At 73.1% G+C, this 23,865-nt stretch carries 23 protein-coding genes; 11 read left to right on the top strand and 12 right to left on the bottom strand.

Annotated features, from left to right (window positions below; genetic code table 11):
• Window positions 1–3 precede the first annotated feature (3 nt).
• The 3 genes from rfbB to EBO35_RS17090 all read right to left on the bottom strand — a co-directional run bounded on the left by rfbB (window position 4) and on the right by EBO35_RS17090 (window position 3,642).
• Window positions 4–1,002 (bottom strand): dTDP-glucose 4,6-dehydratase, encoded by a 999-nt coding sequence (rfbB, locus tag EBO35_RS17100; protein WP_122818791.1) that lies wholly within the window; start codon window positions 1,000–1,002, stop codon window positions 4–6.
• 74 nt (window positions 1,003–1,076) lie between these two features.
• On the bottom strand, window positions 1,077–2,534 hold the full coding sequence (locus tag EBO35_RS17095) for a sugar transferase (RefSeq protein WP_122818790.1): 1,458 nt from the start codon (window positions 2,532–2,534) through the stop codon (window positions 1,077–1,079).
• A 247-nt stretch (window positions 2,535–2,781) separates the two neighbouring features.
• On the bottom strand, window positions 2,782–3,642 hold the full coding sequence (locus EBO35_RS17090; RefSeq protein ID WP_164478013.1) for an SDR family oxidoreductase: 861 nt from the start codon (window positions 3,640–3,642) through the stop codon (window positions 2,782–2,784).
• Between the two features lie 180 nt (window positions 3,643–3,822).
• Between EBO35_RS17090 and rfbA the strand changes: the two genes are divergently transcribed.
• Window positions 3,823–4,701, top strand: a complete 879-nt coding sequence (gene rfbA, locus EBO35_RS17085; RefSeq protein ID WP_122818788.1) for a glucose-1-phosphate thymidylyltransferase RfbA — start codon at window positions 3,823–3,825, stop codon at window positions 4,699–4,701.
• Window positions 4,702–4,708: 7 nt separating this feature from the next.
• On the opposite strand, the gene EBO35_RS17080 is transcribed toward rfbA, so the two are convergent.
• Genes EBO35_RS17080 through galE form a run of 3 tightly spaced genes read right to left on the bottom strand, consistent with a single transcriptional unit; the run spans window position 4,709 to window position 7,674 of the window.
• Window positions 4,709–5,665, bottom strand: a complete 957-nt coding sequence (locus EBO35_RS17080; protein WP_122818787.1) for a GDP-mannose 4,6-dehydratase — start codon at window positions 5,663–5,665, stop codon at window positions 4,709–4,711.
• 1 nt (window position 5,666) lies between these two features.
• The gene (gene gmd, locus EBO35_RS17075) at window positions 5,667–6,647 is read right to left on the bottom strand and encodes a GDP-mannose 4,6-dehydratase (RefSeq protein WP_122818786.1); all 981 of its coding nucleotides are present in this window, start codon (window positions 6,645–6,647) and stop codon (window positions 5,667–5,669) included.
• Between the two features lie 49 nt (window positions 6,648–6,696).
• Complete coding sequence (gene galE, locus EBO35_RS17070) at window positions 6,697–7,674, bottom strand: UDP-glucose 4-epimerase GalE (RefSeq protein WP_122818785.1); 978 nt, start codon at window positions 7,672–7,674, stop codon at window positions 6,697–6,699.
• A 210-nt stretch (window positions 7,675–7,884) separates the two neighbouring features.
• On the opposite strand from galE, the gene EBO35_RS17065 reads away from it, so the two are divergent.
• From EBO35_RS17065 to EBO35_RS17035, 7 genes are all read left to right on the top strand, one after another.
• The gene (locus EBO35_RS17065; RefSeq protein WP_122818784.1) at window positions 7,885–8,811 is read left to right on the top strand and encodes a glucosyl-3-phosphoglycerate synthase; all 927 of its coding nucleotides are present in this window, start codon (window positions 7,885–7,887) and stop codon (window positions 8,809–8,811) included.
• Entirely contained in the window at window positions 8,808–9,671 is an 864-nt protein-coding gene (folP, locus tag EBO35_RS17060; protein WP_241153750.1) for a dihydropteroate synthase, read from the top strand. Before EBO35_RS17065 ends, folP begins: the two co-directional genes overlap by 4 nt.
• Complete coding sequence (locus EBO35_RS20265; RefSeq protein ID WP_122818783.1) at window positions 9,668–10,219, top strand: class III extradiol ring-cleavage dioxygenase family protein; 552 nt, start codon at window positions 9,668–9,670, stop codon at window positions 10,217–10,219. The genes folP and EBO35_RS20265 overlap by 4 nt, the downstream gene beginning before the upstream one ends.
• Window positions 10,216–10,896, top strand: coding sequence for a dihydrofolate reductase family protein (locus EBO35_RS17050; RefSeq protein ID WP_206422592.1), 681 nt, complete (start codon window positions 10,216–10,218; stop codon window positions 10,894–10,896). The genes EBO35_RS20265 and EBO35_RS17050 overlap by 4 nt, the downstream gene beginning before the upstream one ends.
• Window positions 10,897–10,929: 33 nt before the next feature.
• A complete protein-coding gene (locus EBO35_RS17045) occupies window positions 10,930–12,405 on the top strand; it encodes a cytochrome ubiquinol oxidase subunit I (protein ID WP_241153749.1) in 1,476 nt (491 codons plus the stop codon).
• Complete coding sequence (locus EBO35_RS17040) at window positions 12,402–13,409, top strand: cytochrome d ubiquinol oxidase subunit II (protein ID WP_122818782.1); 1,008 nt, start codon at window positions 12,402–12,404, stop codon at window positions 13,407–13,409. Before EBO35_RS17045 ends, EBO35_RS17040 begins: the two co-directional genes overlap by 4 nt.
• Window positions 13,410–13,524: 115 nt before the next feature.
• On the top strand, window positions 13,525–14,340 hold the full coding sequence (locus EBO35_RS17035) for a DUF2382 domain-containing protein (RefSeq protein ID WP_122818781.1): 816 nt from the start codon (window positions 13,525–13,527) through the stop codon (window positions 14,338–14,340).
• A gap of 280 nt (window positions 14,341–14,620) precedes the next feature.
• Here the strand turns inward: EBO35_RS17035 and EBO35_RS17030 are convergent, their stop codons facing one another.
• Window positions 14,621–15,028, bottom strand: a complete 408-nt coding sequence (locus EBO35_RS17030; protein WP_164478012.1) for a YsnF/AvaK domain-containing protein — start codon at window positions 15,026–15,028, stop codon at window positions 14,621–14,623.
• Window positions 15,029–15,215: 187 nt separating this feature from the next.
• Between EBO35_RS17030 and EBO35_RS17025 the strand changes: the two genes are divergently transcribed.
• Entirely contained in the window at window positions 15,216–15,974 is a 759-nt protein-coding gene (locus EBO35_RS17025) for an enoyl-CoA hydratase-related protein (protein WP_122818779.1), read from the top strand.
• The gene (locus EBO35_RS17020) at window positions 15,971–17,014 is read left to right on the top strand and encodes an App1 family protein (RefSeq protein ID WP_164478011.1); all 1,044 of its coding nucleotides are present in this window, start codon (window positions 15,971–15,973) and stop codon (window positions 17,012–17,014) included. Before EBO35_RS17025 ends, EBO35_RS17020 begins: the two co-directional genes overlap by 4 nt.
• A gap of 24 nt (window positions 17,015–17,038) precedes the next feature.
• Here the strand turns inward: EBO35_RS17020 and EBO35_RS17015 are convergent, their stop codons facing one another.
• The 5 genes from EBO35_RS17015 to EBO35_RS16995 form a co-directional block, all read right to left on the bottom strand.
• The gene (locus tag EBO35_RS17015) at window positions 17,039–17,734 is read right to left on the bottom strand and encodes a helical backbone metal receptor (RefSeq protein ID WP_122818777.1); all 696 of its coding nucleotides are present in this window, start codon (window positions 17,732–17,734) and stop codon (window positions 17,039–17,041) included.
• Window positions 17,731–18,225: a thioesterase family protein gene (locus EBO35_RS17010; RefSeq protein ID WP_122818776.1), complete on the bottom strand. Its 495-nt coding sequence runs from the start codon at window positions 18,223–18,225 to the stop codon at window positions 17,731–17,733. The genes EBO35_RS17015 and EBO35_RS17010 overlap by 4 nt, the downstream gene beginning before the upstream one ends.
• 51 nt (window positions 18,226–18,276) lie before the next feature.
• Complete coding sequence (locus tag EBO35_RS17005; protein WP_206422591.1) at window positions 18,277–18,606, bottom strand: DUF4333 domain-containing protein; 330 nt, start codon at window positions 18,604–18,606, stop codon at window positions 18,277–18,279.
• 28 nt (window positions 18,607–18,634) lie between these two features.
• Complete coding sequence (gene icmF / locus EBO35_RS17000) at window positions 18,635–21,820, bottom strand: fused isobutyryl-CoA mutase/GTPase IcmF (protein ID WP_122818775.1); 3,186 nt, start codon at window positions 21,818–21,820, stop codon at window positions 18,635–18,637.
• Between the two features lie 102 nt (window positions 21,821–21,922).
• Window positions 21,923–22,441 carry a MarR family winged helix-turn-helix transcriptional regulator gene (locus EBO35_RS16995; protein WP_241153748.1) on the bottom strand — a complete coding sequence of 173 codons (519 nt, stop codon included), beginning with the start codon at window positions 22,439–22,441 and terminating at the stop codon, window positions 21,923–21,925.
• Between the two features lie 92 nt (window positions 22,442–22,533).
• Between EBO35_RS16995 and EBO35_RS16990 the strand changes: the two genes are divergently transcribed.
• Window positions 22,534–23,865, top strand: a complete 1,332-nt coding sequence (locus tag EBO35_RS16990) for an MFS transporter (protein ID WP_122818774.1) — start codon at window positions 22,534–22,536, stop codon at window positions 23,863–23,865.

Genomic DNA, 23,865 nt, shown 5'->3' with positions numbered 1-23,865 from the left:
CTGTCACTGGCCCTTCGCGGCGTAGGAGGCCTCGATGGCCTGCTTGTGCGGGCGCCACCAGTCAGCGTGCTCGACGTACCACTCGATGGTGTCGGCCAGGCCCTTCTCGAAGTTCGCGAAGGTCGGGCGCCAGCCCAGCTCGGTGCGCAGCTTGGTGGAGTCGATCGCGTAGCGCAGGTCGTGGCCGGCGCGGTCGGTGACGTGGTCGAAGTCGTCCTCGGGGCGCCCGAAGTGCGCCAGGATCATCTGCACGACCTCGAGGTTGTTCTTCTCCCCGTCGGCGCCGATCAGGTAGGTCTCGCCGATCCGGCCGTCGGTGAGGATCTTCAGCACCGCGGAGGAGTGGTCCTCGGCGTGGATCCAGTCGCGGACGTTCTGGCCGGCGCCGTACAGCTTCGGGCGGCCGCCGTCGATGACGTTGGTGATCTGGCGCGGGATGAACTTCTCGATGTGCTGCCAGGGGCCGTAGTTGTTCGAGCAGTTCGAGATCGTCGCCTGGACCCCGAAGCTGCGCACCCAGGCCCGCACCAGCAGGTCGGAGCCGGCCTTGGTGGAGGAGTACGGGCTCGAGGGGTTGTACGGCGTGGCCTCGGTGAACCGCTCCGGGTCGTCGAGCTCCAGGTCGCCGTACACCTCGTCGGTGGAGATGTGGTGGAACCGGACGCCGGCCTTGCGGACCGCCTCCAGCAGCGTGAACGTGCCGACCACGTTGGTCTGCACGAACGGCGCCGGGTCGCTCAGCGAGTTGTCGTTGTGGGACTCGGCGGCGAAGTGGACGACGGCGTCCTGCCCGGCCACCAGCGGCTCGACGGCGGCGGCGTCGGCGATGTCGCCCACGACCAGCTCGACCCGGTCGGTCGGCAGCGCCGCCAGCGACTCGCGGGTCGCGGCGTAGGTGAGCTTGTCGAGCACGGTGATGCGTGCGTCGGTGTGCTCGACGAGGTGGTGGACGAAGTTGGAGCCGATGAAGCCGGCCCCACCGGTCACGAGGATGCGGTCCATGGAGTTGATCCTAGGGAAGAGGGAGTCCCCGCGGGCGCGGGGCCGGGCGGTGGCGGGTGGGTCGGGCGGGCTGGTCAGTAGGCGCCGCGGCTGCTGAACACCGCGCCGATCGTCTTCGCCAGGATGGTCAGGTCCTGGACCATCGACCAGTTGTCGACGTAGTAGAGGTCGAGCCGGATCGCCTCCTGGGCGGTCAGGTCGTTGCGGCCCGAGACCTGCCACAGACCGGTCATGCCGGGGCGGACGTGGAGGCGGCGGCTCATCGCGCTGTCGTAGAGGGCGACCTCGCGGGCCACCTGCGGCCGCGGGCCGACCAGGCTCATGTCGCCCTTGAACACGTTGAACAGCTGCGGCAGCTCGTCCACCGAGAACCGGCGCAGCCAGGCGCCGGGCTTCGTGATCCGGGGGTCGTCCTTGACCTTGAACAGCAGCGCGCTCTGCCCGAGCTCGGCCTGCATGTCCGCGACCAGCTTCTCGGCGTCCACGACCATGGTCCGGAACTTGAAGCAGCCGAACTCGCGCCCGTCCCGGCCGATCCGGGTCTGGCGGAACAGCACCGGGCCGCGGTCGTAGAGCTTGACGCGGGCGGCGGCGAGGAGGAGGAGCGGGGAGAAGGCCAGGATCAGGCAGGCGGAGCCCACGAGGTCGAAGAGCCGCTTGCCCCACCGGGAGGCGTCGGTCCAGGTGGGCGGCTCCACGTGGATCAGCGGCAGGCCGCCGACCGGCCGGATCCGGACCCGGTCGCCGGAGATGTCGGTGACGCTCGGCGCCACCAGGATCTGCACGTCGTGGCGCTCCAGCTCCCAGATCGCGCGACGCATCTGGTTGGCCGAGGAGGTCGACCCGCCGGCGAAGAAGACCACGTCCACGCCGGAGGTGACAGCCATCGTGGCGGCGTCGTCGGTGTTGCCGAGCACCGGCACGCCGAGCGGGGTCTCCTCGGCGAGCGCGCGAGCAGGCGTGAGGCAGCCGACGACCTCGTAGCCCAGCCAGGGCTCGCGGCGCAGGACGCCGACGATCTCGTCGACGTGCTCGGGCGTGCCGGCGACGAGCACCCGGTGCCGCAGCGCGCCGCGGCGGCGCGCGCTGTGCAGGGACCGGCGCAGGGCGGCGCGGCCGAGCAGGAGCAGGGGCAGGCCGATCACGAACTCCAGGACGAAGAACCCGCGGCTCAGGTCGAACTTGAGCAGGTAGCAGACGACCCCGACCACGCCGGCCGTGAGCAGGCTCGCGTCGATCACGCGCCGGAACTCGTCGGTGCCGACGTCGAAGACCGCCCGCTGGTGGCCGTCCAGGAGGAAGATCGTCATCAGCCACACGAGCGCGATCAGCGGGCCGACCACGCTGATCGTGTCCGAGACGTCGGCGGGCCGCTCGAAGAAGTCGAACCGTTCCCGACCCAGGGTGGCCACCACCGTGGCGACCGCGATGCACGCCAGGTCGATCAGGGCCGCGATGAACGGCACCAGGCGCAGGGCACGGCTCGGCCGCCGGCCGATGAGCCGGGTCCGGGCGTCGGAGAGGATCGTCATGCGGTCTTCCGGGTTGTTCAGTGGCTGGAGCCGCGGAAGCGGCCTGCGGTGCCAATCCTTTACCGACCCGCAGGCATGGTGCAGGGAAACGGCTGAACGCCGAGCGTCCGTCAGTCGTCGGGAGAGCGGCGCCCGGGCCGCTCGCGCCCGTACGGCGCGGATCAGTGCCTCGGAACGGACCACCCGGAGGTGGTGTGATTTGTTCCACACGTGCCCGGATGGCGGTCGGATCCCCCTCGATACCGGCTTATTCGACCGACGCTCGGTAGTCGGGCGGCTCGAACGGACGCGGTTGGAACCCGAGGTCGAGGCCGGCGCGGGCGTTGTCGACGGTGAGGTCGCGGTCCGTCCGGTGCAGGGCGTCCGGGCTGGCCGACTGCCACCCGGGCATCCGGCCCAGGGCGCCCATCGCGCGCCGCCCGGGCCCCAGCGGCACCGGGACGAAGACCGGCCTGACGCCGTTCGCCGCACCGATCCGCGCGACCATCTCCCGCACGGTCAGCGCCTCGCCCCCGGCGACGTCGTACCGGTTGCCGGCGGTCGCGGGCGCCGACAGGGCGCGGACGGCGGCCGTGGCCACGTCGTCGGCGTGCACTGGCTGGCGCAGCCCGCGGCCGCCGCCGACCAGCGGGAAGAACCGCAGCCGCTGCAGCTGCTCGGCGATGCGCCCGACCTCGGTGTCGCCGCGGTCGCCGTAGACCAGTGTCGGTCTCAGGACGGTGGCCGCGAGCGCCAGCGCCAGCGTTCGATCCTCGGCGTCCAGCGACCGGTCGGCCAGCGCGCGCTCGGTCGGGTCCTCCGCGTGGGCGCCTGCGTGCGCGGACGAGACCGCCACCAGCCGCTCCAGGCCCTGGGCCTGCAGGCGGGGGGCGAGGTCGGCGGTGAGCTCGATCGGCAGTGTCGAGATCGCCTGGGAGCAGGCCGGCAGGGCCGCCACGTCGCCGGGGATCGTCGCGTCGGAGCGGATCCACCGCACCCCGGGCGGGGCGTTCGCGGGAACAGCCCGGCGCGACGCGGCGAGCACCGACCGGCCGTCCGCGACCAGCTGACGCACCACGCCCTGGCCCACCAGCCCGGTCGCGCCCAGCACCAGCACGTCCTCGGTCATCGGTGGCCTCCGATCTCCGCGCCGGGCCGGCACTGGACCGGCCTGGAGATCCACCGTAGCCAGCGCGTCGGGGGAGCTCATCACCGTTTCTCGCCGTGGCCCCGCCCCGGGCGGTGTGATCTACGTCCAATCGCCGGCGTACCGGGGGGTGGCCGAGCCCGCTTCGTTAGGGTCCCCACCATGCGCGGAATCATCCTGGCCGGCGGTACCGGCTCCCGGCTGCACCCGATCACCCTCGGCATGAGCAAGCAGCTGGTCCCGGTCTACGACAAGCCGATGATCTACTACCCGCTCTCCACGCTGATGCTGTCGGGCATCCGCGACATCCTCGTGATCACCACTCCCCACGAGGCGCCGCTGTTCGAGCGGCTGCTCGGCGACGGCAGCCAGTTCGGCATCAACCTCACCTACGCCCAGCAGCCCAGCCCCGACGGCCTGGCCCAGGCGTTCCTCATCGGCGAGGAGCACATCGGCTCCGACACCTCCGCGCTGGTCCTCGGCGACAACCTCTTCTACGGCGAGGGTCTCGGCACCCAGCTGAGCCGGTTCGAGTCGATCGAGGGGGCGGCGGTCTTCGGCTACCGCGTCTCCGACCCCACTGCGTACGGCGTCGTCGAGTTCGACGAGCAGTTCCGCGCCATCTCCCTGGAGGAGAAGCCGGCCGTCCCGAAGAGCAACTACGCAGTGCCCGGGCTGTACTTCTACGACAACCAGGTCGTCGGCATGGCCAAGGAGCTCAAGCCGTCGGCCCGCGGCGAGCTCGAGATCACCGACCTCAACCGGCGCTACCTCGAGGCCGGCCAGCTGCACGTCGAGGTGATGCCGCGCGGGTCCGCCTGGCTCGACACCGGGACGTTCGACGACCTCAACGAGGCCAGCAACTTCGTCCGCGCCCTCGAGCACCGGCAGGGCCTGAAGGTGGGCGCGCCCGAGGAGATCGCCTGGCGGCTCGGCTTCATCGACGACGCCGGCCTCGAGCAGCGCGCCTCGAAGCTGATGAAGAGCGGCTACGGCCGCTACCTGATGGAGCTCCTCCAGGAAGGGCCGATCCCGGGCTGAGCCCGGCTCAGCCCGCCCGCTCTGACGCCAGGTCGGCCTCGACCATCCGCCCGACCAGGTCGGCGAAGCCCACGGTCGGCCGCCACCCCAGCCGCTCCCGGGCCCGGGTCGCGTCGCCGACCAGCTCGGTGGCGTCCACGGGGCGCACCAGGGCCGGGTCGACCTCGACGTACCGCTCCCAGTCCTCGATGCCGACGTGCGCGAACGCCGCGGCCACGAAGTCGCGCACGGCGTGGCTCTCCCCGGTCGCGACCACGTAGTCGTCGGGCCGCTCGGCCCGGACCGCGCGCACCAGCGCGTCGACGTAGTCCGGCGCCCAGCCCCAGTCCCGGCGCGCGTCCAGGTTGCCGAGCACCAGCGGCTCGCGGCCGCCGCGGGCGATCGCGGCGACGGCGGCGGTGATCTTGCGAGTCACGAACGCCGGCGGCCGGCGCGGCGACTCGTGGTTGTAGAGGATCGCGCTGGTCGCGTGCAGCCCGCGGCCGCGGTAGACGCCGACCAGGTGGTGGGCGTACGCCTTGGCCGCGCCGTAGGGGTTCACCGGGCGGACCGGGGTGGTCTCGTCCTGCGGGGAGCGCTCGGGCTGGCCGAAGATCTCCGCGCTGGAGGCCTGCACGAACCGGACCTGCTCGCCGTACCGCTCCTGGACCTGCCAGGCGGACTCCAGCAGCGCCGCCGCGCCCGCCCCGTTGACCCGTGCGACCAGGTCGGGCTCGGACCAGGACCGGGCCACCGAGCTGACCGCCGCCAGGTTGAGCACCTGCTGCGGGGCCAGGTCCAGCAGCAGCGCCCGGGTGCCCGCGACGTCGGTCAGGTCGCCGACGTGGACGGTGACGCCCGGGGCGGCCGGCAGCGGCTCCTCGGCGTGCGCGAGCGCGTGCACGTCCTCGCCCTCGGCGACCAGGCGCTCGGCGAGGTAGCTGCCGTCCTGGCCGCTGAGCCCGGTGAGGAAGACGCGGGTCATCTCACCAGCCCTGCTGGGTCGCCTCGAGGTCGGCGTCGACCATCAGCGCCACCAGCTCGGGGAAGGAGACCCGCGGCTTCCAGCCGAGCACCTCCCGGGCCTTGCTGGCGTCCCCGACGAGCCGGTCCACCTCGGCCGGCCGCATGAACTGCGGGTCCTGGCGCACGTACGGCGTCCAGTCCGCGATCCCGACGTGCCCGAAGGCCAGGTCCAGGAAGTCGCGGATCGAGTGGGTCTGGCCGGTGGCGATCACGAAGTCGTCGCCCTGCGGCTGCTGCAGCATCAGCCACATCGCCTCGACGTAGTCGCCCGCGAACCCCCAGTCGCGCTCGGCGTCCAGGTTGCCCATCACCAGCTCGTCCTGCAGGCCCAGGCTGATCCGGGCCACCGCGCGGCTGATCTTGCGGGTCACGAACTCCGGGCCCCGCCGCGGCGACTCGTGGTTGAACAGGATCCCCGAGGAGGCGTGCATGCCGTAGGACTCGCGGTAGTTGATCGTCATGTAGTGGCCGAAGACCTTGCTCACGCCGTACGGCGAGCGCGGCCACAGCAGGGTCCGCTCGTGCTGCGGGGTCTCCTGCACCTTGCCGAACATCTCCGAGCTCGAGGCCTGGTAGAAGCGCACCCGGCCGGGGTCGTCGCCGGTGTGCAGCCGGACCGCCTCCAGCATCGTCAGCACGCCCTTGGCAGTGACGTCGGTGGTGAGGTGGGCGTTCTCCCAGGAGTACGCCACGAACGAGACCGCGCCGAGGTTGTAGACCTCGTCGGGGTCGGAGTCGCGCAGCGCGCGCAGCAGGCTGGACATGTCGGTCAGGTCGCCGTTGTGCAGGTGCACGTCCGGCAGCAGCCGCTCCACCAGCTCGCGCTTGGGGTTGTTCTGCCCGCGGATCACGCCGTGCACGGCGTACCCCTTCTCGAGGAGCAGCTCGGCGAGGTACAGGCCGTCCTGGCCGGTGATGCCGGTGATCAGCGCGGTGGGCATGGGTGGGGATTGTGCCACCTGCGCACCGGGTTCCCGGTGGCCCGGCCGGTCAGGACGGGTAGGCCTCGCCGGCGGCCTGCCGGGCCTCCCACGCGCTCGCGACCATCTGGCGCAGGTCGTGGCGCATCGCCCAGCCCAGGTCGCGGGCGGCCAGCTGACCGTCGGCCACGATCCGCGCCGGGTCACCGGGGCGCCGGTCGGCCTCGGTCGGGGTGAAGTCGATGCCGGTCACCTCGCGGATCGTGTCCATGATCTGGCGCACCGAGACGCCGTCGCCGCTGCCGAGGTTGTAGACCCGCTCCAGCGCGTCGCCGGCCTCCAACCGCCGGGCCGCGGTGACGTGGGCCAGGGCCAGGTCGGCGACGTGGACGTAGTCGCGCACGCAGGTGCCGTCCGGCGTGGGGTAGTCGGTGCCGTTGATGCGGGGCGTGTCCCCGCGCACCAGCGCGTCGAAGACCAGCGGGAACAGGTTGTGCGGGCTGGTGTCGTAGAGCTCCGGGGCGGCCGAGCCGACCACGTTGAAGTAGCGCAGCGAGGTGTGCCGCAGGCCGGAGGCCCGCTCGACGTCGGCGAGCAGCCACTCGCCGACCAGCTTCGTCTCGCCGTACGGCGACTCCGGGTGGGTGGGCGTGGTCTCGGTGACCAGGTCCACGTCGGGGGTGCCGTAGGTGGCCGCGCTGGAGGAGAACACGATCCGGTCCACGCCGGTCTCCTCCATCGCCCGCAGCAGGCTCAGGGTGCCGGAGACGTTCTGCTCCCAGGTGTGCAGCGGCCGCGAGACCGAGACCCCGGCGTACTTGAAGCCGGCCAGGTGCACGACGCCGCGGACGTCGTACTCGCGCAGGAACGCCGTGAGCGCGGCGGTGTCGAGGAGGTTGGCGCGCAGGAACGGCACGTCCTCGGGCACGAACGACTCGACCCCCGAGGACAGGTCGTCCACCACCACGGGCGCGATCCCGGCCTCGCGGAACGCCGCCACGACGTGCGAGCCGATGTAGCCCGCCCCTCCGGTCACCAACCAGGTCATCCGGCCACCCCTTCCGATCGGTCGCTCACCCTAGCCGAGCGGTGGGTCCGGAGGCCGGTTCCACGCCTCGGGTCGAATCGGGGGTTGTGACGGTCGAATCGGGGGTTGTGACGGTCGAATCGGGAGGTCCGACGTCAGAAGTCCCGACTCGACGCGCAGAGGTCCCGACTCAACCAGGCCGGAACGTCAGGCGGTGGCTAGGCTCGCCGGGTGAGCTGGTTCGAGCGCAACACCGGGCACTGGGACGACTGGCCCCTGGCCGCGCTCCTCGCCGCCAAGGGCGACCAGCGGGTCAGCCTGGTGGTCCCCGCCCGCAACGAGGCCGCGACCGTCGGCGACGTCGTCGGCCGGGTCCGCGAGGCCCTGGTCGACACGGTGGCGCTCGTCGACGAGATCGTCGTCATCGACTCCGACAGCACCGACGCGACGTACGACGTGGCGACCCGCGCCGGCGCCGTCGTCCACCGCTCCGCCGAGATCCGGCCCGACCTGGGCAGCACCCCCGGCAAGGGCGAGGCGATGTGGAAGTCGCTGTTCGTGACCAGCGGCGACCTCGTCGTGTTCATGGACGCCGACCTCACCGACTGGGACACCCACTTCGTGCCCGGGCTGCTCGGCCCGCTGCTGACCCGGCCCGAGGTCCAGCTGGTCAAGGGCTTCTACGAGCGCCCCGGCGCCGACGGGTCGCCGTTCGAGGGCGGCCGGGTCACCGAGCTCGTCGCCCGGCCGCTGCTCGCGCTGCTCTACCCGCCGCTGGCCGAGCTGGTGCAGCCGCTCGCCGGTGAGTGGGCGGTACGCCGCTCCTGGTTCGCCTCGCTCTCGGTGCCGACCGGGTACGCCGTGGAGCTGACAGCGCTCATCGACACCTGGCGGGTGCACGGCCTCGACGCGATCGCCCAGGTCGACCTCGGCCGGCGCGCGCACACCTCCCAGCCGCTGCTCGACCTCGGGGCGATGGCCACCCAGGTCCTCACCGCGGGCTGGGCCCGCTCCGCGCACAGCCACCACGCCGACACGATCGCGCTCACCCAGTTCGCCGAGGGCCTCACCCCCCGGGTGCGCCCGGTGCCGGTCACCGAGCGGCCCCCGGCCGTCTCGGTCCCCGCGTCCGCAGCCCCCTCGGCGGACGCCTCGTGAGCCTGCGGCTGGGGCGGCACGAGTTCGACGACGACGCCACGCTGATGATGGCGATCGTCAACCGCACCCCCGACTCCTTCTACGACCGCGGCGCCACCTGGGCCGAGGACAAGGCCTTCGAGCGGGTCGCCGCCGTCGTCGAGCAGGGCGCCGAGATCGTCGACATCGGCGGCATCAAGGCGGCCCCCGGAGCCGAGATCGGACCGGCCGAGGAGAAGGCGCGCGTCGTCGACTTCGTGGCGCGGGTGCGCGCGGCGTACCCCGGGCTGGTGATCTCGGTCGACACCTGGCGCGCCAGCGTCGGCGACGCGGTCTGCGCCGCCGGGGCCGACGTCCTCAACGACGCCTGGGGCGGCGCCGACCCCGAGCTGGTCGACGTCGCCGCCGCCCACGGCGCGGCGATCGTGTGCACCCACACCGGCGGCGCGACGCCGCGCACCCGCCCGTTCCGCGTCGAGTACGACGACGTGGTGCGCGCCGCGATCGACGACACCGTCGGGTACGCCGAGCGCGCCCTGGCCGCGGGGGTCGGCAAGGAGTCGATCGTCATCGACCCCGCGCACGACTTCGGGAAGAACACCTTCCACTCCCTGGAGGTGACCCGGCGGCTCGGCGAGATGGTCGCGACCGGGTGGCCGGTGCTGGTCTCGCTGTCGAACAAGGACTTCGTGGGGGAGTCGCTGGACCTGCCGGTCGGGTCCCGGCTCACCGGCACCCTCGCCGCCACGGCCGTGTGCGCGCTGGCGGGCGCCCGGATCTACCGGGTGCACGAGGTCGTCGAGACCCGCCAGACCGTCGACATGGTCAACACGATCGCCGGCCGGCGCCCGCCCGCCCGTGCGATCCGGGGGCTCGGGTGAGCGGCACCGTCCGGGTTGCCCTGGTCCCCGGGGTCCTCGCGCTGCTGCCGGAGTACGCCTCCGCCGTCGATCCGGTGCCCGAGGTGCGGGCGGCGTGCCTGGCAGCGGTGCGCTGGCTGGGCGAGGCGGGCCCGGTCACGGTGCGGGCCGATGCCCAGGGGGCCCGGGTGGCGCAGGCGCTGCTGGAGGGTGCGGGGGTCTCGACACGCTCGGCCCCGGGGGGCCTCGCGGCTCGACCAGCGGAGGGCTCGGGCGGCTCGTACCTCGTGGTCGGCAACGGCTCGGCCTGCCGCTCCGAGAAGGCGCCCGGACACCTCGTCGAGGGCTCCCGGGAGTTCGACGACGTGCTCGGAGCCGCGCTGCGGGCGGGGGACCTCGCCGCGGTCGACCTGTCCCCGGCCGAGCGGCTGTGGGCGAGGCTCGGCGGGATCCCCGCGCTGGCCGAGCTGCTCACCCGGCTCGACGCGGCACCGGCGCAGGTCGACTACGACGACGCCCCGTACGGCGTGCAGTACTGGGTAATGCGGTGGACCGGGACCGCGCGGTGAGGGTCCTGCTCGGGACCGGGGGATCCCTCGAGGAGCTCTACGCGCCGCCGCGCAGTCCCTGGTGGCGGGCCAGCATGGTCGCGACCGTCGACGGCGCCGCGGCCGGGGCCGACGGCCGCAGCGGCTCGATCAACAACGCCGTGGACCACCGGGTCTTCGCCACGCTGCGCCGGCTCGCCGACGTGGTCGTCGTCGGCGCCGGGACCGCCCGCGCCGAGGAGTACGGCGCCGCGGCGCGGCCGGTCGTCGTGGTGAGCCGGCGCGGGGAGGTGCCGCCGACGCTGCGCGGCCACGAGCCGGGGCGGGTGCTGCTCGCGACCACCGGGTCCGCCCCCGGCCTGGCCGCCGCCCGCGAGCTGCTCGGCGAGGACCAGGTACTGGTCTGCGGCTCCGAGGCCGTCGACCTGGCCGGGCTCCGCGACGCCCTGGCCGGGCGGGGGCTGCGCCAGGTGCTCTGCGAGGGCGGACCGCGCCTGCTCCGGGACGCGCTGGCGGCCGGCATCGTCGACGAGCTCGCCACGACGTACGTCCCCCGGCTGGTGGCCGGCGGCGCCCCCCGGATCACCGCCGGGGCGCCGCTCGACGTGCCGCTCGCGCTGCACACGCTGGTCGAGGAGGACGGCACGCTGCTGGCGCGCTGGCTCACCGCGCGGCAGGAAGGTCTTCCGCACCCCTAGGCTCGCGGGCCCGCCGGCCGTACCGTCGAAGGTGTGCTCGTCACCGACGTCGTGGTCCAGGTCCTCGCCGATCCTGCGGTAGAGCCTGCCGGCCTGCTCCCGGCCCGCCAGCAGATGGCGCTGTCGCTGGGGTGGCACATCATCCTGGCCTGCTTCGGCGTCGCGTTCCCCGCGATGCTCTTCACGATGCACCTGATCGGCATCCGCCGCGACGACCCGAACGCGCTGATGCTGGCGCGGAAGTGGGGCAAGGTCGCTGCCGTCCTCTTCGCGATCGGCGCGGTCTCCGGCACCGTGCTCAGCTTCGAGATGGGGCTGCTGTGGCCCGGCCTGATGGGCACCTACGGCGACGTGCTCGGCCTGCCGTTCGCCTTCGAGGGCCTGGCGTTCTTCCTCGAGGCGATCTTCCTGGGCATCTACCTCTACGGGTGGGACCGGATACCACCCAAGCGGCACGTGCTGATGGTGCTGCCGATGGCGGTCGCCGGGGTCTTCGGCACCTACTGCGTGATCGCGGTGAACGCCTGGATGAACGTCCCGGTCGGGTTCGAGGTCGTCGACGGCCAGGTGACCAACATCGACCCGTGGGCGGTCCTGTTCAGCTCGGCGGCGTTCTGGCAGTTCCTGCACATGTGGATCGCGGCGTACATGGTCGTCGGGTTCTCGGTCGCCGCGGTGTACGCCGTGGGGATGCTGCGCGGGCGCCGCGACCGCCGCCACCACCTCGGCTTCACGATCCCGTTCGCGTTCGCCAGCGTCGCGGCGGTGATCCAGCCGGTCGTCGGGCACCTGCTCGGCAACCGCCTCGCCGAGCGGCAGCCGGCCAAGCTCGCGGCGTTCGAGCTCGCCACCGAGACCGAGAGCCCCTCGCCGCTGCGGATCGGCGGCTTCCTGATCGACGGGACCGTGAGGTGGGCCATCGACATCCCGTACCTCGGCTCGATCGTCGCCCGCAACTCCTTCACCGCCCCCGTCGAGGGGCTCGACACCTTCCCGCCGGAGGACCGGCCGCCGGTCAACATCACGCACTGGGCCTTCCAGATCATGGTCGGCATCGGCCTGCTGCTGATGCTCTCGGTGATCGCCTACTGGGTCGCCCGCTGGCGCGGCCACGACCTGACCGACCGGCGCTGGTTCCTGCGGCTGGTCGCGGTCTCCGGGGTGCTCGCGATCATCGCGGTGGAGGCCGGCTGGGTGGCCACCGAGGTGGGCCGCCAGCCCTGGGTCGTCTACGGGTTCATGCGCACCTCGGAGGCGGCCGGCGACAACCCCGGCCTGTGGTGGGTGCTCGGCGTGACAGCCGTCGTCTACTCCGGGCTCACTGTCGGCGCGATCATCGTGCTCCGGTCGATGGCCCGGCGCTGGCGCGCCGGTGACGTCGAGCTGCCCAGCCCGTACGGCCCCGAGTCGGCGCTCGCCTCGAGCGAGGCCCGCGGAGGCGCCCACCGGGACACTCGCGGGGACACTCACGGGGACACTCGCGGGGACACAGGGGAGGAGCGACAATGACCCTGGCGGTCGCGGTCGCCGCCGCGCTCTTCGTCGGCGTGGTCGCCTACGCACTCTTCGGCGGCGCGGACTTCGGCTCCGGGTTCTACGACCTCACCGCCGGCGGCGCCGCCCGGGGCGCCGAGCTGCGCACGCTCGTCGACCACAGCATCGGCCCGGTCTGGGAGGCCAACCACGTCTGGCTGATCTACGTGCTGGTGGTGTGGTGGACCGGGTTCCCGGAGTCCTTCGCCGCGGCGATGTCGACGCTGTTCCTGCCGCTGATCCTGGCCCTCCTCGGCATCGTGCTGCGCGGCGCCAGCTTCGCGTTCCGCAAGTACGCCGCGACGCTGAGCCAGGCGCGGCTCTTCGGCGCGATCTTCGCCGGGTCGTCGCTGATCGCGCCGTTCTTCTTCGGCACCGTGGCCGGCGCGATCGCGTCGGGGCGGGTGCCGGCCACCGGCCGCGGCGACCGGATCGACTCCTGGGTGAACCCGACCTCGCTGTTCGGCGGCGTGATCGCGGTCGGGACCTGCGCCTTCCTGGCCGGGTGCTTCCTGTGTGCGGACGCCGTCCGCTCCGGCAACCCGCGGCTGGCCGACCGGCTGCGGCCACGGACCCTGGCGGTCGGGATCGTGACCGGCGCGGTCGTGTTCGCCGCCCTGGTGCCGATCCGGCGGGACGCGCCGACCCTCGCCGACGGCCTGGAGACCCAGGCCGCACCGCTGATCGTGATCTCGGGGCTGGCCGGCCTGGCCACGCTCGTCCTCGTCTACCGGCGGCGCTTCGCGCTGGCCCGGGTCACCGCGCTGGCCGCCGTCGCGGCGGTGATCTCCGGCTGGGGCGTGGGGCAGTACCCCTGGCTGCTCGTCGACGAGGTCACGATCGACGACGCCGCCGGGGCGGACGCGACCCTGCAGGGAATCCTGATCGCCGTGGGCCTCGCCGCGGTGCTGGTGGTGCCGGCGATGGCCTACCTGTTCCGGCTCACCCAGACCGAGGCCTGGTCCCGTCCCGAGCACTGAGCCGGCCGCCTCGCCCATTCGGGTGGTTCGCCAGTCCGTCGTACCTGTGGCGCATGCCACATCGGTGCAGGGCTACAGGCACGGACACCCATTTTCCCTCAGGAAGGGACACAGCATGATCAACGAGTCACAGGCACACAACGTCATCGGAGCCACGGCCTACGGCACCAACGGCGGCAAGATCGGCACGGTGGGCCAGCTCTTCCTGGACGACGCGACCGGTCGTCCGGAGTTCGTCACCGTCAACACCGGCCTGTTCGGCACCAAGGAGTCGTTCGTCCCGGTCGCCGACGCCGAGCTCGACGGTGCAGATCTGCGGCTGCCCTACGACAAGGACCTGATCAAGGGGGCCCCGAACGTCGACCTCGAGAGCGGGGGGCACCTCGCCGAGGGCGACGAGGACCGTCTCTACGCCCACTACGGGCTCAGCCTCGGGCAGAGCGGGACCGGGTACGCCGACCCCGGCCTGGCCGGCACCTCCGGCACCTCCGGCACCGGGACCGGCACCATGGGCACCGCCCCCGCTGGGCACGACACCTCGGGGCCGAGCACCGACGACGCGATGACGCGCTCCGAGGAGCGCCTCGACGTCGGCAAGACCTCCCAGGAGGCGGGCCGGGCCCGGCTGCGCAAGTACGTCACGACGGAGACCGAGACGCGCACCGTGCCGGTCACCAAGGAGCGAGCGGTCGTCGAGTCCGAGCCGATCACCGGCGGCAACGTCGACCAGGCGCTCGACGGACCCGCGATCTCCGAGGAGGAGCACGAGGTGGTCCTCGAGGAGGAGCGGCCCGTGGTCGGCAAGACCACCGAGGCGGTGGAGCGGGTCCGCCTGGGCAAGGAGAGCACTGTCGACGAGGAGACCGTGACCGAGGAGGTCCGCAAGGAGCACATCGAGGTCGAGGGCGACGTCGACGACCGGCGCCGCTGACCCGGACTCACCAGCGACCGTCCGCGCCTCGGGCGCGGACGGTCGCTGCACGTGGGCGGGGTCCGGTTGACCGAGCCCTTGTCCTGGCTCGGCCGGCTCTTGGCGCCCCGGCAGTTGGGCGTCCCGGCGAACAACGGGTGGGGTTGGGGCGATTTCGGAGCTGGATTCGGTCCCGACCCCACCTGTTGTTCGGATCGGCCGGGCCACCCCACCTGTTGTTCGGATCGGCCGGCCCACCCCACCAGTTCTTCGGGCCGGGATCGGCCGCACGCACACCCGGCTACGGCTCGCCCCGGTCGCGGCGGTCGTCGACCTCGACGGCGTCGTCCGCCTCCACCGAGACGTGCTCGCGGCGCAGCTCGGTCTCGACGGTCTCCTCCTCGAGGACCGTGTGCTTGCGCACGATGATCCGCTCGCGGACCACCAGCCTCTTGGTGACCACGAGCTCCTCCTCGAAGACCGGGATCGAGATCGACCCGTCCTCGAGGGTCTCGACCTCGCCGCTGTCGCCCTCGGTCGCGGGCACCCGCTCGGAGGCGTCGGCGTGCTCGACCTCGCGGGTGACGACCTCCTGGACCGGGACGCTCTCCACCTGCTTGCGCACCCGGACCCGGCCGGCCTCGCGGCGCTCGGTGCCGACCTCGGCGCGCTCCTCGCGCCGGACGGTCTCCACCGTGTCGGGATCCATCCGGGGATCCGTCGGACCCCCCGGTGCTGTCGCGCCGCTGTCGGTGTCGTTCATCCTCGCCCCCCGAGTCGTCGTGGCGGGGTACCCCCGATCGGTCCCGGCAAGCCCAACCCCGCCAAGCCCCGGCCCCAGCAAGCCCAGCACCGGGTCGCCCGGCCCAGGAGGTCCGGGCCGTACGCTCTGGCCCGTGAGTGATGAGCTGCTGGTCCGTCGCGAGGACGGCTTCGTCGAGGTGACCTTCAACCGGCCCGAGCGCCGCAACGCCTTCACCCGGGCGATGTACGCCGAGCTGCGCGACCTGTGCGCCGAGCTGGCCGAGGACACCACGACCCGGGCGCTGGTGCTGCGCGGGGCCGGCGGCAAGGCGTTCGCGGCCGGCAACGAGATCTCCGACTTCGTCGACACCGACGCCGTGGCCTACGAGAACTGGATCCGCGAGCTCCTCGAGGCCCTGTTCGCGCTGCCGCAGGTGACGATCGCGGCCGTCGACGGGGTCTGCGTCGGCGGCGGGCTCGCCGTCGCCACCCACTGCGACCTGCGCCTGGCGACCCCGGGCTCGCGCTTCGGCTACCCGATCGCGCGCACCCTCGGCAACGCCCTGAACGCCTCGGTCGTCTACCGCTGCGCCAGCGTCTTCGGGGAGTCGCTGACCCGGGAGATGCTGCTGACCTCGCGGCTGGTCGCCGCGGACCGCGCGTACGCCGTGGGCGCGCTGCTGGCGGTCACCGACGACCTGGACGGCGAGCTGGCCACCGTGCTGGACGGGCTGCGGGCGGCCTCCGGGGTCACCCTGCGCGCCACCAAGTCGCAGCTGCACGCCCGCGCCCGGGCCGCCGAGGCCGCGCCGCGCGACGACGAGGCGCTGCTGCGCGAGGTCTACACCGACCCGGACTTCACCGAGGGCGTCCGGGCGTTCCTCGCCAAGGAGAAGCCGGCGTTCCGATGAGCCGCGCACGGGTGGGTCTGACCGCGCTGGAGCGGCGCTGGGACGCGCTGCTGCACGTGCGCCGGCGACGTCGCCCGGTGCGGGACTTCCGGATCATCACCTACCTGGCCCACGGCTCCGCCGAGGGCACTGTCGTCGTCCGCGGCCGGGTCCTCGACGACCCGGAGCCGGCCGAGACGATCGCGGGCGAGAGCGCGTGGGCCGCGGTGCGGCGTACCGCCGCGGGCTTCGTGACCAACGAGCTGCCCGACGTGCCGCTGCGCGTCGAGGTCGGTGGCGCCGTCGCCGAGACCGCCTCGGACGTGGACGGGTACTTCCACGTCGAGCTCACCGGCGCCGCGCTGGAGGCCCCCTGGACCGACGGTGTGGTCGAGCTGGCCAGGCCCTACCGCGGCGTCGAGCACGCCAGCGCCGCGCTGCGGGTGCGGGTCAGTGACCCGGCCGCGCGGCTCGGGATCATCTCCGACGTCGACGACACGATCCTGCAGACCGGGGTGCAGCGCACCTGGTCGATGCTGAAGCAGACGTTGACCGGCTCCGCGCTGACCCGGACGCCGTTCGCCGGCGCCGCGGAGCTGTACCGGGCCCTCGAGGGGCACGGCGACCCCTTCTTCTACATCTCCTCCAGCCCGTGGAACCTCCACGACTTCCTGCTCGGCTTCCTCGAGCACCGCGGGTTCCCGCTCGGCCCGGTGCTGCTGCGCGACCTCGTCGTCGGCGGCCACAAGCGGGTCCGCATCGACGAGGTGCTGCGCCTGCACCCGCACCTGGACTTCGTGCTGATCGGGGACTCCGGGGAGCACGACCCGGAGATCTACGCCGACGTGGTCCGCCGCCACCCCGGCCGGATCCGCGCCGTCTACATCCGCGAGGTCCGGCTCGACCCCGGCGACGGCCGCGTCGAGCGGGTCACCGACGCTTGGGACGCCGACGTCCCCTTCGTGCTCGCCGCCGACTCCGCCGTCGTCGCCCGCCACGCCGCCGGCCTCGGGCTGCTCACCCCCGACGAGGTGCGGGCCGTCGAGGCGGCGGTGGGGTAGGGCTGGCTGGCCAGTGCGGCCCGGTCAGCGACCCAGCGACGCGTGCGCCTCCAGCAGCGAGGGGCCGTACCAGGTCAGCAGCCGGCCGCTGACCAGCTCGGTGGGCGTCGAGAACGCCGCGCGGTCGGCGTCGGTGAAAACGTACGGCTCGTCGGGGAGCAGCACCACGTCGGCGCCCGCGGCGTCGATCTCCTCCAGCGAGATATGCGGGTAGCGCTCGGCGGACCCGAAGACGTTCTCCAGCCCGAGCCGGCGGGCCAGGTCGCCGGTGAAGGTCCGGCCGCCGACGACCATCCACGGGTCGCGCCAGATCGGGATCGCCACCCGCCGGGACACCGGCGGCAGCGGGCCGCACCACAGCTCGCGGGCCGTGGCCAGCCAGGCCGGGCGCTCCCAGCCGAGGACGTCGTCGAAGAGCTCCTCGTACGCCGCGACCGCGTCCGGGACGGTCTCGATGTCGCCGACCCACACCTCGAGGCCGGCCGCGCGCAGGCGGCGTACGTCGAGCTCGCGGTTCTCCTCCTTGGTGGTCACCACCAGGTCGGGGGAGAGGGCGCGGATCGCGGCCAGGTCCGGGTTCTTGGTGCCCCGGACCCGGGTGACCTCCAGCCCCTCCGGGTGTGTGCACCAGTCGGTGGCGCCGACCAGTGCGTCGGGCCGGGCGGACGCCAGCGCCTCGGTGATCGAGGGGACCAGCGAGACCACCCGGCTCCGGCTCACCGCAGGGCCATGGACCCCGACAGCGTGGTCGGGAAGGACAGTGCCTCGTGCTCGGCGACGGCGGCGTCGATCTTCGCCGCGACGTCCTCGGGCCACGGGGAGGTGCGCCGGGTGGACATGTCCATGTGGAGGAAGATCTCCTCCATCACGTAGCTGATCTCCTGGTGGCCGTCGTCGAGCAGGTAGACCACGACGTGCGCGGCCCGCTCGGAGCGGCCGACCAGGCGCACCCGCACCGAGACCTTGTCGCCGGTGTGCAGCTCGGAGAGGTAGGTCAGGTGATGCTCGGCGGAGAAGATCGCGAAGCCGCGGTCCACCCAGTTCTGCGGGATCCCGACCTCGAGCAGGGCCTCGTCCAGCCCCTCGGACGCGATGCCGAGGTAGTGGCGCACGTTCAGGTGCCCGTTGATGTCCTCGAACGCCGTCGGCACCGACTGCTCGGCGTAGGCGGGAAGGGCGGCGATCTCGTCGTACGACGGCAGGGTGGTCACGGGGCTGAGGTTAACGGGTCGGTCCGCGGCCGGCGGGACGGGGCGTGTGCCTCACGGCATCATCTCCTCGTCGACCTCGATGTCGAAGCGGACGTCCTCGCCGTCGACCCGGGTGACCGTGACGGTCACGCCGAGCCGGTCGGTGCCCGCGGTGAGCACGCACCGCATCGTGGCGCCCTCCTCGGCCTCGAGGTCCCCGGGGCAGTCGATGTCGTCGGGGGCGGTGCCGATGGTGCGGGTCAGCTCCGTGGTGGCCCTGCGCTCCACCTGCTCCTCGCTGACCGCGGCCGGGGTCGTGCTCACCGAGGCGGAGCAGGCGCCCAGGCCGCCCAGGCCGAGCGGAGCGAGCAGGGCGAGTGGGACGCAGGCGGATCGGCGCACGCCCCGGTCCTACCCCGCCTCCGCGGGCTCACACGTTGCGCCGGTAGGCGCCTCCCACTTCGAAGAACGCCTCGGTGACCTGCCCGAGCGTGCACACCCGCGCGGCGTCCATGAGTACGGCGAAGACGTTCTCGCCGGACGTGGCGGCCGCCTTGAGCCGGGCCAGGGCGGCCTCGGACTCCGCAGCGTGGGCGGCCTGGAACTCGCGGACCCGGCGCAGCTGGGACTCCTTCTCCGCGGAGGTGGCGCGGGCCAGCTCGACGTGGTCGGGGGTGCCGTCCCCGGACTCGGGCCTGCGGAACGTGTTGACGCCGATGATCGGCAGCGACCCGTCGTGCTTGCGGTGCTCGTAGAGCATCGACTCGTCCTGGATCCGGCCACGCTGGTAGCCGGTCTCCATGGCGCCGAGCACCCCGCCGCGCTCGTTGATCCGGTCGAACTCCGCGAGCACTGCCTCCTCCACGAGGTCGGTGAGCTCGTCGATGATGAACGCGCCCTGGAGCGGGTTCTCGTTGATCGCCAGGCCCCACTCGCGGTTGATGATCATCTGGATCGCCAGGGCCCGGCGTACCGACTCCTCGCCCGGGGTCGTCACGGCCTCGTCGTAGGCGTTGGTGTGCAGGCTGTTGGCGTTGTCGTAGATCGCGACCAGCGCCTGCAGGGTCGTGCGGATGTCGTTGAAGTCCATCTCCTGCGCGTGCAGCGAGCGGCCCGAGGTCTGGACGTGGTACTTCAGCTTCTGCGAGCGCTCGGCGGCGCCGTACCGCTCCTTCATCGCGACCGCCCAGATCCGGCGCGCGACGCGGCCGATGACGGAGTACTCCGGGTCCATGCCGTTGGAGAAGAAGAACGACAGGTTCGGGGCGAAGTCGTCGATGTCCATGCCCCGGGCCAGGTAGGCCTCGACGTAGGTGAACCCGTTCGCGAGCGTGAACGCGAGCTGGCTGATCGGGTTCGCCCCGGCCTCGGCGATGTGGTAGCCGGAGATGCTGACCGAGTAGAAGTTGCGGACCTGCTGCTCGATGAACCACTCCTGGATGTCGGCCATCATCCGCAGCGAGAACTCGGTGGAGAACAGGCAGGTGTTCTGGCCCTGGTCCTCCTTGAGGATGTCGGCCTGCACGGTGCCGCGCACGGTCTGCAGCGCGGTCGCCGGGTCCACGCCGCGCTCGGCGGCCTGGTCCAGGACTGTGTTGAGGAAGAACGCCAGCACGGTGGGCGCCGGGCCGTTGATCGTCATCGAGACGCTGGTCGTCGGCGAGAGCAGGTCGAAGCCGTCGTAGAGGGTCCGCATGTCGTCCAGCGAGGCGACGCTGACCCCGGAGGTGCCGACCTTGCCGTAGATGTCGGGGCGCTCGTCGGGGTCGCGGCCGTAGAGCGTCACCGAGTCGAACGCGGTGGAGAGGCGGGTCGCCGGCTGGCCCTCGGAGAGCACCTTGAACCGCCGGTTGGTCCGGGCCGGGTCGCCCTCGCCGGCGAACATCCGGGCCGGGTCCTCGTTGTCGCGCTTGAACGCGAAGACGCCGGCCGTGTACGGGAACCGGCCGGGGAGGTTCTCCCGGCGCCAGAACCGGACCAGCTCGCCGTGGTCGGCGTACGCCGGGAGCGCGACGCGCGGCACCCGGGTGCCGCTGAGCGACTGCCGCGAGAGCGCGGTGACGATCTCCCGGTCCCGCACGGTCACGACCTGCTCGTCTCCGGCGTACGACGCGACCACGTCGGGCCAGCCCGCGAGCTGCGCCGCCACGTCCGGGTCGAGCCCGGCCCGGGCCTGCTCGAGCAGGGCGGGTACGCCGCCGGCGTCCAGCCCGGCGGCGCCGGCCAGCTCCGCGGCCACCGCGTCCAGCCGCTGGACCCGGCGGGCCTGCTCGACCAGCTCCTCGGTGCGGGCGTGGTAGCCGCGCACGGTCTCGGTGATCTCCGCGAGGTAGCGGACCCGCTCGGGCGGCACGACCGCGCCGATCGTGGTGGAGTGCCGAGTCCCGACGCGGGGCAGGGTGCCCTCGGCGACCGGCAGCCCGTGGCCGGCGAGCAGGTCGCGCAGCTGCTGGTAGAGCGCGGTGACGCCGTCGTCGTTGAAGGTGGCGGCCGAGGTGCCGAAGACCGGCATGTCCTCGGGCCGCTGCCCGAACGCCTCCCGGTTGCGGACCAGCTGGCGGCCGACGTCGCGCAGGGCGTCCTCGGCGCCGCGGCGCTCGAACTTGTTGATCGCGACGACGTCGGCGAAGTCGAGCATGTCGATCTTCTCCAGCTGCGAGGCGGCGCCGAACTCCGGCGTCATCACGTACAGGGAGGTGTCGACGAACGGGACGATGGCGGCGTCGCCCTGGCCGATGCCCGGGGTCTCCACGATCACCAGGTCGAACCCGGCCGCGCGCAGCACCAGCAGCACGTCGTCGAGGTGCTCGGGCAGCTCGTGCGCGCCGCGGGTGGCCAGCGAGCGGAAGAACGCGCGGTCGCCGTCGAGGGAGTTCATCCGGATCCGGTCGCCCAGCAGCGCGCCACCGCCCCTGCGGCGGGTGGGGTCGACGGCGAGGACGGCGACCCGCAGCTTGTCCTGCTGGTCGACGCGGAGCCGGCGTACCAGCTCGTCGGTCAGCGAGGACTTGCCGGAGCCCCCGGTGCCGGTGATGCCGAGGATCGGCGGCGTGTGCCCGGCGGCGCGCAGGCGGCCGAGTACGTCGTCCGGCAGCCGGCCCTGCTCGGCGGCGGTGATCGCCCGCGCCACCGCGGTCCGGTCGCCGGCGAGGACCGCGTCGGCGTCGACGGCGTGCTGCGCCACCAGGTCGGTGTCGCAGGCCCGCACGACTGTGTTGATCATTCCGGCCAGGCCGAGGCGCTGGCCGTCCTCGGGGGAGAAGATCGTGACGCCGCTGGCGCGCAGCCGCTCGATCTCGTCGTGCACGATCACGCCGCCGCCACCGCCGACGACCTGGACGTGGCCGGCGCCCTGGGCGCGCAGCGACTCCACCAGGTACTCGAAGTACTCCACGTGCCCGCCCTGGTAGGAGGACACGGCGACGCCCTGCACGTCCTCCTCGACCGCGGCGTCCACGATCTCCTGCACCGAGCGGTTGTGCCCGAGGTGGATGACCTCGCAGCCCTGGGACTGGAAGATCCGCCGCATGATGTTGATCGAGGCGTCGTGACCGTCGAAGAGGCTGCTCGCGGTCACGAGCCGGACCGGGTTGCGGGGCTGGTGGAGCTCGGACATGGAGACCCTCGTTCGCAGATGGTTGGACGTCCTACAAGTCGATGGTAGGACATCCAACCAATTACTTGGAAGTAACCGCGGGGCCGCGGGGGAACCCAGCCCTCAGTCCGAGCCGACCGGCTCGGCGACGTGGTCACCGGCGCTGGCGCGGAGCGCGCCGAGCAGCTCGGTGAGGCGGGCGACGTCGTCCGGGGGCAGGCCGGGGGACTCGAAGACCTCGGCGTTGAGGCCGCGGGTGGCCTCCTCGACGACGGCGCGGCCGGCGTCGGTGATCGAGGCGAGGATGACCCGGCGGTCGTCCTCGCGCCGCAGCCGCTCGACGTACCCCTGGCGGACCAGCCGCTCCACCGCGCTGGTGACGCTGGTGGGATGCACCTGCAGCAGCGAGCCCAGGCGGGTCATCGGCAGCGACCCGGACTGCACGAACGACAGCAGCCGCAGCACCTCGTAGCGCGCGAAGGTCAGGCCGAGCGGGCGCAGCACCGCATCGATGCGCTCCATCAGCAGCTGCTGCACGCGGACCACCGAGGTCACCATCGCCATCCCGGCCGCGGCGTCGTCCCAGCCGTGGCGGCGCCACTGCGCGTGCGCCTCGCGGATGGGGTCGCGGTCGGGGGTCACCCGGACAAGGCTACGGCCTGCAAGCGTGGACGTCCGAGCATCCCGCGCGCCTCCGCCGGAACAACCCGGCCCCGCCGCGGGTTGGGCCCATCATGCGCGCCGACGACTCCCGCCGTACGGCCCTGCTGCTCGGGCTGCTCTTCGGTCTCGCCGGCATGGGGTCCTCCTCGGCGGCGGTCGCGGTGCCGCTGCTGGGTGCCGACCTCGACGTGAGTGTCGGGCTGGCGACCTGGACGATCACCGTCTACGCGCTGATGCTCGCGGTGACGACAGCTGTCTACGGGCGGATCTCCGACCTCGTCGGCGTCCGGATCCCGCTCCTGGTCGGCGTCGGCCTGATGACCGCCGGCGCCCTGCTGGCCGCCGCCGCGCCGACCTTCGAGGTCCTGCTCGGCGCCCGGGTGCTCCAGGGCGCGGGGGCCGCCGCGGTGCCCACGCTCGGGGTCGCGGCGCTCAGCGCCCGCTACGACGGCGAGGTCCGCGGGCTGGCCCTCGGCCGGCTGGCGGGCATGGCCGGCGCGATCAGCTGCCTCGGGCCGCTGGCGGGCGGCATCGTGGAGCACGCCTTCGGGTGGCGGGCGGTGATGGCGCTGCCGGTCCTCGGCCTGGTCGTGCTGCCGTTCCTGTGGCGCGCGCTCGCCGGTGGCGGCAGCGGCGCCAGCCTCGACGTGCTCGGAGCCGTCCTCGTCGCCGCGACCGCGGCCGGCCTGGTGCTGCTGGTGCAGTCGCCCTCGACCGGCCTGCTGGTCGCCGTGGTGGGCGGCACGCTGCTGGTGCTGGGGGCGCCGGCGGTGGCGCTCCAGGTACGCCGCCGACCACACGGCTTCCTGCCGATCGCCGTCATCCGCAACGGCACGGTGGTCCGCAGCGCGGTCGCCGCGGCAGCGGTTCCCGCGGCGTGGTTCGCCCAGCTCGTCGGGATCCCGACCGTGCTCGTGCACGCCGGCTGGGAGGCCTGGCAGGTGGGTCTGCTGCTGGTCCCGAGCGCCGTGGTCGCGCTCCTGGTGCCGCGCTGGACCGGGCCGCTGCTGGCCCGGATCGGCCCGGCCAAGGCCCTCGCGATCTCGGGGGTCGTCGCCTCCGGTGCGCTGCTGCTCGGCGGGCTGGGCGCGGGCCTGGCCTCCGGCCTCCTGGTCGGCCTCGCGGTCGTCGCCGTCACGCTGGCCTTCAGCCTGGGCCAGCCCTCGCTGATGGCGGCCGTCGGCGACGCGGTGCACGCCGACGTCCGTGGCGTCGCGCTCGGCGTGGCGACGCTGCTGTTCCTGGTCGGCGGCTCGGTCGGCTCTGCAGTGGTCGGCGGGCTGGGCGGCGTGGTCGGCATCCCGTGGAGCTTCGTGGTCCTGGCGGCGCTGCCGGTCCTCGGCCTGGTGGCGCTGGTGCCCGAGCTGCGCCGGCCCCGGGTGGTCGTGGGCGAGCCGGCCTGA

This window comes from Nocardioides pantholopis, from assembly GCF_003710085.1.
Classification (GTDB): domain Bacteria; phylum Actinomycetota; class Actinomycetes; order Propionibacteriales; family Nocardioidaceae; genus Nocardioides; species Nocardioides pantholopis.
This window is presented reverse-complemented; position numbering and strand designations above follow the sequence as displayed.

Coding starts and splice junctions, on each gene's coding strand:
- rfbB (WP_122818791.1), bottom strand. CDS start 1,002: ATGGACCGCATCCTCGTGACCGGTGGGGCCGGCTTCATCGGCTCCAAC.
- EBO35_RS17095 (WP_122818790.1), bottom strand. CDS start 2,534: ATGACGATCCTCTCCGACGCCCGGACCCGGCTCATCGGCCGGCGGCCG.
- EBO35_RS17090 (WP_164478013.1), bottom strand. CDS start 3,642: ATGACCGAGGACGTGCTGGTGCTGGGCGCGACCGGGCTGGTGGGCCAG.
- rfbA (WP_122818788.1), top strand. CDS start 3,823: ATGCGCGGAATCATCCTGGCCGGCGGTACCGGCTCCCGGCTGCACCCG.
- EBO35_RS17080 (WP_122818787.1), bottom strand. CDS start 5,665: ATGACCCGCGTCTTCCTCACCGGGCTCAGCGGCCAGGACGGCAGCTAC.
- gmd (WP_122818786.1), bottom strand. CDS start 6,647: ATGCCCACCGCGCTGATCACCGGCATCACCGGCCAGGACGGCCTGTAC.
- galE (WP_122818785.1), bottom strand. CDS start 7,674: ATGACCTGGTTGGTGACCGGAGGGGCGGGCTACATCGGCTCGCACGTC.
- EBO35_RS17040 (WP_122818782.1), top strand. CDS start 12,402: ATGACCCTGGCGGTCGCGGTCGCCGCCGCGCTCTTCGTCGGCGTGGTC.
- EBO35_RS17035 (WP_122818781.1), top strand. CDS start 13,525: ATGATCAACGAGTCACAGGCACACAACGTCATCGGAGCCACGGCCTAC.
- EBO35_RS17030 (WP_164478012.1), bottom strand. CDS start 15,028: ATGGATCCCGACACGGTGGAGACCGTCCGGCGCGAGGAGCGCGCCGAG.
- EBO35_RS17020 (WP_164478011.1), top strand. CDS start 15,971: ATGAGCCGCGCACGGGTGGGTCTGACCGCGCTGGAGCGGCGCTGGGAC.
- icmF (WP_122818775.1), bottom strand. CDS start 21,820: ATGTCCGAGCTCCACCAGCCCCGCAACCCGGTCCGGCTCGTGACCGCG.
- EBO35_RS16990 (WP_122818774.1), top strand. CDS start 22,534: ATGCGCGCCGACGACTCCCGCCGTACGGCCCTGCTGCTCGGGCTGCTC.